Annotated in this window: 9 protein-coding genes; 6 read left to right on the top strand and 3 right to left on the bottom strand. The window is 55.7% G+C overall.

Going from position 1 to position 12,357, the window contains the following annotated elements:
* The first annotated feature begins 20 nt into the window (after positions 1 to 20).
* From ACKWMY_RS06985 to ACKWMY_RS06960, 6 genes are all read left to right on the top strand, one after another.
* Positions 21 to 2,585: a fimbria/pilus outer membrane usher protein gene (locus ACKWMY_RS06985; RefSeq protein ID WP_409486101.1), complete on the top strand. Its 2,565-nt coding sequence runs from the start codon at positions 21 to 23 to the stop codon at positions 2,583 to 2,585.
* 29 nt (positions 2,586 to 2,614) lie between these two features.
* Positions 2,615 to 3,952, top strand: a complete 1,338-nt coding sequence (locus ACKWMY_RS06980) for a fimbrial protein (protein WP_037435196.1) — start codon at positions 2,615 to 2,617, stop codon at positions 3,950 to 3,952.
* 4 nt (positions 3,953 to 3,956) lie between these two features.
* Positions 3,957 to 4,700, top strand: coding sequence for a molecular chaperone (locus ACKWMY_RS06975; protein ID WP_409486100.1), 744 nt, complete (start codon positions 3,957 to 3,959; stop codon positions 4,698 to 4,700).
* Positions 4,701 to 4,865: 165 nt separating this feature from the next.
* Positions 4,866 to 5,588 carry a hypothetical protein gene (locus tag ACKWMY_RS06970; protein WP_409486099.1) on the top strand — a complete coding sequence of 241 codons (723 nt, stop codon included), beginning with the start codon at positions 4,866 to 4,868 and terminating at the stop codon, positions 5,586 to 5,588.
* 286 nt (positions 5,589 to 5,874) lie between these two features.
* Positions 5,875 to 7,065: an FAD/NAD(P)-binding oxidoreductase gene (locus ACKWMY_RS06965; protein WP_074031835.1), complete on the top strand. Its 1,191-nt coding sequence runs from the start codon at positions 5,875 to 5,877 to the stop codon at positions 7,063 to 7,065.
* An 11-nt stretch (positions 7,066 to 7,076) separates the two neighbouring features.
* Entirely contained in the window at positions 7,077 to 7,448 is a 372-nt protein-coding gene (locus tag ACKWMY_RS06960; protein WP_409486098.1) for a hypothetical protein, read from the top strand.
* A 72-nt stretch (positions 7,449 to 7,520) separates the two neighbouring features.
* Here ACKWMY_RS06960 and ACKWMY_RS06955 read toward each other — a convergent pair whose 3' ends face one another.
* From ACKWMY_RS06955 to hutU, 3 genes are all read right to left on the bottom strand, one after another.
* A complete protein-coding gene (locus ACKWMY_RS06955; RefSeq protein WP_309046867.1) occupies positions 7,521 to 8,915 on the bottom strand; it encodes an amino acid permease in 1,395 nt (464 codons plus the stop codon).
* Positions 8,916 to 9,055: 140 nt separating this feature from the next.
* Positions 9,056 to 10,591 (bottom strand): histidine ammonia-lyase, encoded by a 1,536-nt coding sequence (gene hutH, locus ACKWMY_RS06950; protein ID WP_024529818.1) that lies wholly within the window; start codon positions 10,589 to 10,591, stop codon positions 9,056 to 9,058.
* Positions 10,588 to 12,279, bottom strand: coding sequence for a urocanate hydratase (gene hutU, locus ACKWMY_RS06945; RefSeq protein ID WP_024529819.1), 1,692 nt, complete (start codon positions 12,277 to 12,279; stop codon positions 10,588 to 10,590). Before hutU ends, hutH begins: the two co-directional genes overlap by 4 nt.
* Between the last annotated feature and the right edge of the window lie 78 nt (positions 12,280 to 12,357).

The raw sequence follows: 12,357 nt of genomic DNA, 5'->3' as shown, positions 1-12,357 counted from the left end.
AAAAGGACAGGGAGGTCCTGATGCCGTTAAAAAACTATCCCACATTTCCGTCTCTGCTATCAACGTGCTGCCGCTGTGGCCTCTTTTTGTTCTCTCTGGGCTGGATCTCCCTGGCACAAGGCGCAACGGACGACTACGCCTTCGACGCCGATTTACTGCGTGGCAGCGTTTTCAGCAGCACGCAACTCGAACAGTTCAACCAACAGGATCTGGTAACGCCGGGCAACTATGAGGTTGAGCTGTTTACCAACGGTGTATTTGTTGAACGCAGCCAAATCCGCTTTGTTCTGGGCGACGATCGCCGCGTATTGCCGTGTTTTGAGCAGCAACAACTGGAGCGCCTTGGCCTGAAGGAAGTGCCAGCGGTGCCTGCAGAAGGCTGCCTGCAACCTGGACGCGATCTTAAAGACATTCAGGTTCAGGCCGATATGTCACAACTAAGATTGGATCTCAGCATTCCACAGAGTTTGCTGAACCATAAACCCCGTGGCAGCGTCAGCCCTGGCAGCCTGAGCAGCGGTGAATCGATGGCGTTTTTCAACTACAACGTTAACCAATATCACGTCAACTACCGCCAGGGGCAGACCAAGGACCTCAACTCCACCTTCGCCAACCTGAATGGGGGTTTTAACCTGGGGCTATGGCGTTACCGTCAGCAATCCAACTTCCGCTTTGATAATGAGTTTGGCAGCCATTGGGATACCAGCCGCCGCTATGTTCAGAGGGCGGTACTGCCGTTACGCAGTGAGGTTTTGCTGGGGGAAGGCTTTACCGACGGCCATTTCTTCGCTGGGCTGGGGTTTCGCGGCGTCCGGATGACGTCGGACGATCGTATGCTGCCGGACTCGCTGCGAGGCTATGCTCCCGTGGTGCGCGGTATTGCCAACAGTAACGCCAGAGTGACCGTCTTTCAGGGTAAAAGCCAACTGTATGAAACCACGGTGGCCCCAGGTCCCTTTGCGATTGACGATCTGTTTGCCACCAACTTCTCCGGTGACCTGACGGTGGTGGTGACAGAGGCCGATGGTAGCGTCAGCACCTTCACCGTGCCATTCTCTGCCGTTCCCCAATCCATGCGCCCCGGATCCTCACGCTATTCGGCGACTCTGGGGCGATCGCGCTTTATCGGCGATAACGACCTGTTCAGTGAATTGACCTGGCAGTATGGTTTGAGCAACTCGGTGACGTTTAACGCGGGTAACCAGTTGGCTGATGGCTATCAGGCTTTGATGCTGGGTGGGGTCTACAGTAACTCACTGGGGGCTTTTGGCCTGGATAGCACTTTTTCCCATGCCAGCCTGCCGGAAGGCACAACCTCGGGTTGGATGCTGCACCTCTCCTATAGCAAAAGCTTTACCCCAACGGATACCACGCTTTCCATCGCCGGGTATCGTTACTCCACCGAAGGGTTTCGTGATTTGAGCGATGTGCTCGGCGTACGTCAGGCAGACAGCAGTGGACACAGCTGGCAATCCGATTCCTATCGCCAGCAGTCGCGCTTTGAAGTTGCCGTCAATCAGGGGATTGGCTCATTGGGTAACCTGACGCTGTCAGGCTCTACCCAGGATTACCGCGATGGGCGCGGCCGGGATAATCAGCTACAGTTGGGTTGGGGCAAGGTGTTTGGCAACGGCGTCGCGTTGAACCTTTCGGTGACGCGTACCCGTAGCCTGAACGGCAACAACAGCGCCTATTACGACGGCAGCCAGCCCTATGTGAATACCAATGATTTCGCGAGTACCAATACCTCGCAAACCGTTAGTTCGCTCTCGGTTTCCTTTCCTCTTGGTCGCTCTTCTTCTGCGCCAACGGCATCGTTGTTCTCTAACCATAGTCAGGGGCAGGGAGGGAGCTATCAGGCGGCGATCTCGGGCAACGTGGGGGAGACGCAGCAGGTCGGTTATGGGATTAATTTCACTACCGACGATAATAACCATAACAGCATCTGGGGGGGTAACCTGCAAACCCGCCTGCCTTATGCCAGTGCTACCGGCTCGGTTTCAGCATCCAGCCAATATTGGCAGGGATCGGCTGCGCTGCAGGGGGCTGTGGTTGCCCATCGCGGTGGGGTCACGCTTGGGCCTTATGTTGGAGATACCTTTGCCCTGATTGATGCTCCTGGTGCGCGTGGTGCGCAAGTGATGGATGGGCAGGGCGCTCGTGTCGATCGTTTCGGCTATGCGCTGGTTCCTTCGCTGGTGCCCTATCATTTCAATACTGTGGCTCTGAATCCGCAGGGGATGAGCAGCAAGGCAGAATTGGAAGATGGGCAACAGCGTGTGGCACCTTTCGCAGGAGCCACGGTGCGAGTGCACTTCAAGACGATACGGGGTCAGGCTGTGCTGATCAAAGTTCAGCGGGCGGATGGCAGTATAATCCCGATGGGTACCTCGGTCTTTGATGAGAACAATAACGATGTTGGCATGGTTGGCCAGGCTAATCAGATCTATCTGCGCAGTGATAAACCGCAAGGGAAATTGACCTTACGCTGGGGAGAAGGGGCGACTGAACGATGCAGTCTGCCCTATAAATTACCCCCGGCAAGCGATGAGCCGCTCCTGCTGCTGAAGGCGACATGCCGCTGATTCACCGATTATTCACCGGAGGTTATTCCATGAAGTTATTTTCACTGCTACGGTTGGCGCTGTTGGGGAGCCTACTTGCTGGGATCAGCTTACCAGCGGCGGCAAGATGTACCCGTGTTTCGCCAGCCATCGACTCCGGTTGCGACGCCTGTGGCGTCGGTGTCGGCCTGGGGCGTATCAACCTGACCAGCACTTACCTGCAGCCCGTAGGCACGCCGCTGGGCAGTAGCGTGTTTGATTTCACCTCCGGCGTCCGTTACCCGGATCCGAACAAAGTCTTGTATCAGTGCGATACCAGTGACGTCGGGCAGATTTTTGAAGTGTTTGCCACCAACGGTGATGACCGGGTAGGGGGCTATTATGATTTAGGGGCGGTGGACGGCAACCCCAATTATTATGCCACCTACTTTCCCTATGTCGGCATTCGGCTAACCCATCTGGATTCGGGCAAGGTATTTACCCGTTACTGGCAGGCAACGCCGATCACCCGCTACGCCACGGTGGGTGACAAGATCCAGATCCGGGTCAAGGATTTCAGCCCCATCCGGGCAGATCTGATCCGCATCAGTTCGCTCCCTGGCCGTGGTGCCAGTAACTACTGTGGTTACAGTGCGTCTAATCCGCTGAGTGGCATGGCTTCAACCACCGGTAATTCGAACTATACTTGCATCCAGCCTAATGGCTATGTGACCTTCCAAGGGCCCGGTATTGCGTCTGATCCTATCGGTAGCGATTCTGCCACCAACTATTCGACCTGGGGTACTGGGCGTTGGAACGCGATGGGGATGGGAACGTCGCCGATTTCTTCCCTTTCTTATACCGCCACCTGTGTGGCACGCAACGTCACGCCGCTGGTGATCCTGCCAACGCTTTCCGTCGGCCAACTAACCGCAGGGCGAACTTCTCAGGCCCAGTTCACCATCAATATTGAATGTGATAATGCAGCCGTTTCGGGGATTAGCACCAATCGTACCGCCCTGGGCCTGCAAGTCCCTTATGCCAGCTTTGCTCTGGCGCAACAGCTTGGCCTGGTCAACGCCAGCGGTGGCGTAAGCTATCTGCTTTCTGACGGTTATGGCACGGACAGCAGTGTAGCGACCGGCGTGGGAATTGCGCTTTCCAACAGCAGCAACGGTACGCCTATGAACTTTGTCGGCTGGGCTCGTTGTAGTGCTGGCCAGTGCCCGCAGGGTAACAATGCGGGGTGGTACCCTGTTCTTGATGGCGCAAGCAACGGGGGCAGCACCGCGACGGGGTATACCCATTACACCACGCAGTTGACAGCCACATTATCACGCTTGCCGGGCCAGACCGTTACGGCGGGTAAGGTTGATGCCAAGGCTTACGTTTGGGTTAAGGTACAATAAGATCATGAAGAAAATCGTCTGTACGTTACTGCTGCTCGGTGGTTTGTTACCCACAATGCTGGCTCAGGCCGGTATTATTGCCTCCGCGACGCGAGTGATTTTTCGCGAGGGCGATAATGAAAAAAGCTTGATGCTCCTCAATACCAACGACTACCCGATCGTGGTACAAACCTGGGTAGACGATGGGGATGTCAATGCGGCCCCCGAACAATCAACAGCGCCTTTTGTCAGCTTGCCTGCGGTATTTAGCATGCAGCCCAAGACCATGAAAGGGCTGAGGCTGATTTATAACCAGCAGTCACTGCCAACGGATAGGGAATCGGTCTTCTGGATTAATCTGTACGAAATCCCACCGACGCGCCCGGTGATCCCCCCGCTACAGCCTAGCGTGACTATGGCGATGAACACCCAGATGAAGATATTCTATCGGCCCAAGGCGGTGGTCGCGGCCGAGAAGGATGCGCCTAAGCCGGTGTTCACCCTGAAAAAGGAAGATAATCATTACGTCTTGCAGTGCGATAACCCGTCGCCGGTTTATCTCTCTTTTTCCCGTCTTGCGCTGCGCATTGGCCAGCAGGATTATCCGGTGCAACAAGAGAGCGATATGATGACGCCGCCTTACGGCAGTAAGCAGTATCGGATTAATGATATTGTTCAATCAGGGGCTATCTCTTCAGCGATGGTCAACGCTGCCATTATCGATGATCAGGGGAATGCGGTCGATCAGCAATATACCGTACGGAAATAACAGTCCGCACCTTGCAGCTAAATTGAGAATAAGATGATACCCAATAAACATCAGATCGAACTTGAATTGGCACAACGAGCCAGCAAGATAAGAAGCTCGGGGCGGTTCCATCAGGCGATAATTAAACATGGCGTGATGATAGATGAAACCTATAGGAATCATCCCATGTTCTATAAAATCATCTTTCGTAACAGCCGCTTTATTATCTGTTCGACTCTGCTGGCCATCTATTACAACCAAAGCGAAGCAGCCCTGAAGGATGTCAAAGCCTTTTTTAAAGGCAAAGATATTATCAGCGAGAACGCGTTGGATTCGTTTCTGTTCTTCCTGCGCGTTGGGCGCTGGCTAGAGGTCAAGAAGGACGATCAAGACCGGCGCACGCTGTTGTTTAGGCCTACCCCGAATGCCCTGCGCCAAACCCATGAGCTGGTTTCCTCAATGGCGTTGCCCTATCAAACGTTAGCCCCCGAGATCCCGGTTGCCGACCTGCTGGATCAGAGCTGGTTTTTACCTGCATTCTTCAAGGTTTACGGCCAACTGATGATACAGGAGATCTATCTGAACGATCTGGTACCACAGGCCGCATTGTTTATTACTAAAGATGCGGGCCATATGGTGTTGCTGATGCTATTTATGGAAAGTATCCGCCACAATTCCCACATGCTGTTTTTGTCCTCGGCGGAGATCGCCAAGTTTAGCTCGGTGTCCCGTACGCATATCAATCGGATCCTGCTGGCGGCGGAAAAATCGGGCTTGCTTACCACCAAAAATAACGTGCTGATTGAGTTAAATAGCTCGTTTATTGAGATGGCAGAGCGCTATTTTAGCCTGTATATGGCGATGGTGGGGTATAGCCTGGATGGGGCATGTCAGCAGCATAATAACTAGATCTGCCAAGAAAACCAGGACAGTGATATAGCTGCAATATGCAATTTATAGCATTCAACTAATGATCGTGTTATTTATTTCAATACCCATAACGCCATGATTTTATTGGTGTAATAAAAATCCTATTTTTATATTCTTTTTTGTTATGTCTTATAGCTGTGAGCTACTAGACTCTTAGTTCTATCAGAGAAATATCTGCTCCCCCTCGATTAAATACCTTAAATAGAGCCGGTGGAATAATGCCATTGGCTATCGTACTTTGTTGCATACAGGCTGAGAGGTTGGAATGCGAAGTAGGATAATTATTGTAGGTGGTGGTACGGGAGGTACCATACTTGCCAATCTATTGGCCGCCAAGTTACACCGGGAGGTTATCAATAATCAGGTTGAAATCATGATGATTTCTGACTCAGCGGTACATTATTACAAACCCGCGTTTATGTATGTCGCCTTTAATGCTTTTTTCAAACAAGAACTGACCAGGCCACAGCAAAGCCTATTACGGCCAGAGATACAGTTTATTGTTGATAAGGTTGAACAATTCGATTTATCCCAGCGTTGTATTTATACCCGCAGTGGCAATCAATATCACTACGACTTTTTAGTCTTTGCCACAGGCTGCGTACCCTGGCCTGAACAAATTGAAGGATTGGCCCAGGCGGGCGATCACTTTTACCAATATCAGGCGGCTCGCCAGTTGGCGCAAAAGCTGGCCACTATTGAGAAAGGGCGCATTTTTATCACGGTGTCGTTCCCGCAAACGCCCAACGTACCGCACCAATGTGGTATTGCCCCGATAGAAACCACCCTGATGCTGGATGACTACTTGCGGCGGCGCGGGGTGCGTAACAAGGTTGAAATTGTTTATACCTACCCGACCATTTCACAGCTCCTGCGTAACTGCCTGTTCCTGCAACGCCCCACCGGCGAGGCTCTGCCCAGCATTTTTGCGGCCCGCGATATCAAGCATCAGCGCGGTTTTACCCTGAGCAAAGTGGACAGCGAACGGCGCATTGCCTATTCCACCGAGGGCGACGAACAACCCTTCGACATCCTGATGGCTACCCCGCCGATCCGTGCGGTGGAAGCGGTGCGCAACACCGGGTTGAGCGATATCGATAACGGCGAAGGCTGGCTCCCTACCGATCACCAGACGTTGCAGGTTTATGGACAGCAGGGCGTTTATGTGATTGGCGATACCGTCGATCTGCCGGTCAGCAAGGCGGGCGGTTCCTGCCATAACCAGGCCCCGGTGATTGCCGACAATATCGTCGCGGAACTGCGCTTAGGCCAGCCCCATACCCATTACGACGGCAAGGTACAGGCCATCGCCCAAATGGGACTACAGGCCGGTATGCCGTTGGTTTACGACTATCGCCATGACGTGATCCCCACACCTGCCACTAAGCTGGGCGGCATGCTGCGCAACGGGTTTAACCGTGGCCTGTACTGGGCCACCGTACGCGGACTGATTTGAACGGAGGAAATATGGACTCATCGCAAGCACAGCCGTTAGATGCCCTGTTGGCCAAGCTCGATCCACTGCTGGCGACTGGCAGGCTGGATAACGTGGTCGATCTGCTGTCGTTGCTGTCTGACATAACGGATATTGCGGACAACGCGCTGGTGGAAAAACTGGCCGGAGTGTTCGAAGGCGTGGTCGCTGCAGGTTGGGAGGGAGGCATGGCGCTGAAGATGGCGCATAGCGAGCTGCAATTAAACACTTCGCCCGCCAACTACCGTTCGCTTTATGCGCTGCTGCGCCAGCCGGACACGCTATTGGGATTGATGCTGGTATTGCGCACGTTGCAAATCATCGGCCAGCGTTTGCGAACCTCCGCGTTGCCAGCAGAAAGCTGACGGCAACTCTTGGGCGAGTAAACCTGCCGCAGCAGCCACCAGCCTCATGAATCGAGGCTGGTGGGCTGGTTTTTAGTGGCTTTCAGTTGAGATTACGGCAGGGGTTTCCCCACCTTTTTTGCGTACCCACAGCGTATAAGCCAGCGTCAGGAAGGCTACCCAGACTAGCCCGACATACAGCGCGATACGGCTTTCCTCGAAGTATCCGAGCAGGCCGATCACGAACACCATAAACGCCGTTGCCAATGCAGGAGCTACTGGCCACCAAGGTACTGGGAAGCTCAGTTTGGCCACTTCATCTTTAGTGAGCGTGCGGCGCATGGCGATCTGCGACAGCAGGATCATCAGCCACACCCACACCGTGGCAAAGGTGGCGATGGAGGCAATGATGATAAAGATCTGTTTGGGCATCAGATAGTTGAGCACTACGGCCAGCAGCAGGGCAATGGACATCACCAACACCGTCATCCAAGGTACGCCGTTACCGGTCAGCTTGGTGAAGGCCTTAGGTGCTTGCCCATCTTGCGCCATGCCGTACATCATGCGGCCAGCGCCGAAGATGTCGCTGTTGATTGCGGAGATGGCGGCGGTGATCACCACTACGTTCAACACGTTAGCCGCCGAGCTGATGCCCATATGGCTGAAAATCTCGACAAACGGGCTACCGTTCTGGCCGATGCTGTTCCACGGATAGATAGACATCAATACCAGCAGGGTCAGCACGTAGAACAGCAGGATACGGACCGGCACGGCGTTGATCGCCTTGGGCAGTACCTTGGCGGGATCTTTGGCTTCGCTGGCGGTGATACCGATAATTTCAATCCCGCCGAAGGCAAACATCACCACCGCCAGGGAGGCAATAACGCCACCGATGCCGTTAGGCATAAAGCCGCCGTGTTGCCACAGATTGCTGAAGCCGGTCGCTTGCTGCGTGACACCGAAGCCGAACAACATCACGGCGGCCCCACCAATGATCATCGCCACGATGGCGGCAACTTTGACCAGCGACAGCCAGAACTCCATCTCGCCAAACACTTTGACGCTGCACAGGTTAAGCGCGCCGATAAACAGAATGATGCTCAGCACCCAGACCCATTGCGCGACATCCGGGAACCATAGCCCCATATAGATGCCGAAGGCCGTTACGTCGGCCAGGGCCACGATCACCATTTCAAAGGTATAAGTCCAACCGGTGAGGAAGCCCGCCAGCGGGCCGAGGTAATGGCTGGCATAGTGGCCGAACGAGCCGGAGACGGGCTGATGCACCGCCATCTCCCCCAAGGCACGCATTACCATAAATACCGCCGCGCCACCCACCAGATAGGCAAGCAGTACGGCCGGGCCAGCCAGTTGAATAGCGCCAGCGGAACCATAGAACAGACCGGTACCGATGGCCGAACCCAGGGCCATAAAGCGGATATGTCGCGCGTTCAGGCCACGCCGGAGCTGGGGTTTCTCATTACGCATGTTGCTTCTCCGTTTTAATCATATTGTTGTCGGACAGGCAGCGCTATCCGCACAGGGGGAACGAACCCCGGCGGGATAGAGGACGAATTGTGCAGGGTAATAGGCCGTGCCCCAGACTGACGGAGCACGGCCTAAAGGCGTTACGCCTGGCTAGGTAACAAAGTGGCTGGGATCAGCGCGGTCAGATGGCCTGCTGCCAACAGTTGGCTGGCTGCTTCGATATCGGGGGCGAAGAACCGATCCTTATCGTAGTAGGCGACATGCTCGCGCAGCAGATGCCGAGCCTGCTCCAGCCCTGCGGTGGTTTGCAGACCGTTACGCAGATCCAGCCCCTGACAGGCCGCTAGCCATTCTACAGCCAGAATGCCGCGGACGTTATCCGCCATTTCCCACAGGCGGCGGCCCGCTGCCGGTGCCATCGAGACATGGTCTTCCTGGTTGGCCGAGGTTGGGATACTGTCAACGCTGGCCGGGTGTGCCAGTGCCTTGTTCTCGCTGGTCAGCGCGGCGGCGGTGACCTGGGCAATCATAAAGCCGGAGTTCACCCCGCCGTTATCCACCAGGAACGGTGGCAACTGCGACATGTGTTTATCCATCATCAGTGAAATACGGCGCTCGGAGAGTGAACCGATTTCGGCAAACGCCAGCGCCAGGTTATCGGCAGCCATGGCTACCGGTTCGGCGTGGAAGTTGCCACCGGACAGCACATCGCCCTGTTCGGCAAACACCAGCGGGTTATCGGAAACGGCGTTGGCCTCAATCTCCAGCACTTCTGCGGCCTGGCGGATCTGCGTCAGGCAGGCACCCATCACCTGCGGTTGGCAGCGCAGGGAGTAAGGATCCTGCACTTTTTCGCAGTTGGCGTGTGAGTCTGACACGGCGCTACGTGCGCCAAGCAGGTGGCGATAAGCGGCGGCGGCGTCGATCTGCCCACGCTGGCCACGTACTTCGTGAATGCGTGGATCGAACGGGCTACGAGATCCCAGTGCGGCTTCCACGGTCAGGCTGCCGGTTACGGTGGCGGCAGCAAACAGATCTTCAGCATCAAACAGGCCACGCAGCGCAAAGGCGGCGGAAACCTGGGTGCCGTTCAGCAGTGCCAAGCCTTCTTTGGCTGCCAGCGTTAACGGTTTCAGACCCGCTTTGGCCAGTGCCTCGGTAGCCGGTAACCACTCGCCCTGATAGCGGGCTTTACCTTCACCCAACAACACCAGACTCATGTGTGCCAGTGGGGCCAGATCGCCTGAAGCACCAACGGAGCCTTTCAGCGGGATATGCGGATACACTTCGGCATTCACCAGCGCCATCAGCGCCTGGATCACCTCCAGACGGATGCCGGAGAAACCACGCGACAGGCTGTTGATTTTGAGCACCATAATCAGGCGCACCAGGCTGTCATCCGTAGGCGCACCTACACCGGCCGCATGTGACAGCACGATGGAACGTTGCAGGTTCTCCAAATCTTCGCGGGCGATACGGGTGGAGGCCAGCAGGCCAAACCCGGTATTGATGCCGTAAGTGGTACGGTTCTCTTCCACAATGCGCTCCACGCAGGCCACGCTTTGCTGGATCGCGCCGTAGGCGTTGTCGTCCAGCGTCAGGGTGACCGGGTGCTGATAAACCTGGCGCAGTTCGGCAAGCGTCAGCTTACCTGGGCGGATAGTCAGAGCGTTCATGCTTTTTCTCCCTGAGTAGCGGCAACCATTGGCAGGTTCAGACCTTGCTCGCGGGCGCAGTCGATGGCGATCTCGTAACCCGCATCGGCATGGCGCATGACGCCGGTGGCCGGATCGTTATGCAGCACGCGGGCGATACGCTCGGCGGCTTCATCGGTGCCGTCACAGACGATCACCATGCCAGAGTGTTGGGAGAAGCCCATGCCGACGCCGCCGCCGTGGTGCAGAGACACCCAGGTGGCACCGCTGGCGGTGTTGAGCAGGGCGTTCAGCAGCGGCCAGTCGGATACGGCATCAGAGCCGTCTTTCATTGATTCGGTTTCACGGTTCGGGCTGGCAACTGAGCCGGAATCCAGGTGGTCACGGCCAATGACGATTGGAGCAGAAAGTTCGCCGCGGCGTACCATCTCGTTAAACGCCAGGCCCAACTTGGCACGCTGGCCCAGGCCGACCCAGCAGATACGGGCTGGCAGACCCTGGAAGCTGATGCGCTCACGCGCCATATCCAACCAGCGGTGCAGGTGCTCATCGTCTGGGATCAGCTCTTTGACCATGGCGTCGGTCTTGTAGATATCCTGCGGATCGCCAGACAGCGCAGCCCAACGGAACGGACCGACGCCACGGCAGAACAGTGGGCGAATATAGGCAGGCACAAAGCCCGGGAAGTCAAAGGCGTTATCAACGCCCATCTCTTTGGCCATCTGGCGGATGTTGTTGCCGTAGTCGAAGGTAGGTACGCCCATTTTCTGGAACGCCAGCATGGCTTCTACGTGTTCGGCCATCGACTGTTTGGCAGCCTTCACCACTACCGCAGGTTCGGTTTGTGCGCGGCGGCGATACTCTTCCCAGTTCCAGCCTTTTGGCAGGTAACCGTTGAGCGGATCGTGGGCGCTGGTCTGGTCGGTGACCATGTCCGGGCGTACGCCGCGCTTGACCAGCTCCGGCAGGATTTCTGCCGCGTTGCCACACAGGGCAATCGAGATGGCTTTGCCTTCGGCGCAGTATTTTTTCAGGCGCGCCAGTGCGTCATCCAGATCGGTGGCCTGCTCATCGACATAGCGGGTTTTCAGGCGGAAATCGATGCGGCTCTGCTGGCATTCGATATTAAGTGAACTGGCTCCAGCCAAAGTGGCGGCCAGTGGTTGTGCGCCACCCATACCACCTAGACCGGCGGTCAGCACCCAGCGGCCTTTCAGGCTGCCGTCGTAATGCTGGCGGCCAGCTTCGACGAAGGTCTCGTAAGTGCCTTGTACGATGCCCTGGCTACCGATGTAGATCCAGCTGCCAGCGGTCATCTGGCCATACATCGCCAGGCCCTTGGCATCCAGTTCGTTAAAGTGTTCCCAGGTTGCCCAGTGAGGCACCAGGTTGGAGTTGGCAATCAGCACGCGCGGGGCGTTACTGTGCGTTTTGAACACGCCGACCGGCTTGCCGGACTGCACCAGCAAGGTTTCGTCGTCTTCCAAAGTCTTGAGGGTGGCAACAATCTTGTCGTAACAGTCCCAATCACGGGCTGCGCGGCCGATACCGCCATAAACGACCAGTTCGTGTGGATTTTCAGCCACTTCAGGATCGAGGTTGTTCATCAGCATGCGCAGCGGCGCTTCGGTCAGCCAGCTTTTGGCGTTTAATTGTGTGCCGCGGGGCGCGCGAATATCAACATGGCGAACTTTGTTATTTGCAGTCACAGCTAGTTCCTCAAACAGTATCGGTACAAATCTCATCTTATGACGGCAACTCACAGGCCATAACAATGAGTGGGGTTT

The organism is Serratia sp. J2 (assembly GCF_046269175.1).
GTDB classification, from domain to species: Bacteria; Pseudomonadota; Gammaproteobacteria; order Enterobacterales; family Enterobacteriaceae; genus Chania; species Chania fonticola_C.
This window is presented reverse-complemented; position numbering and strand designations above follow the sequence as displayed.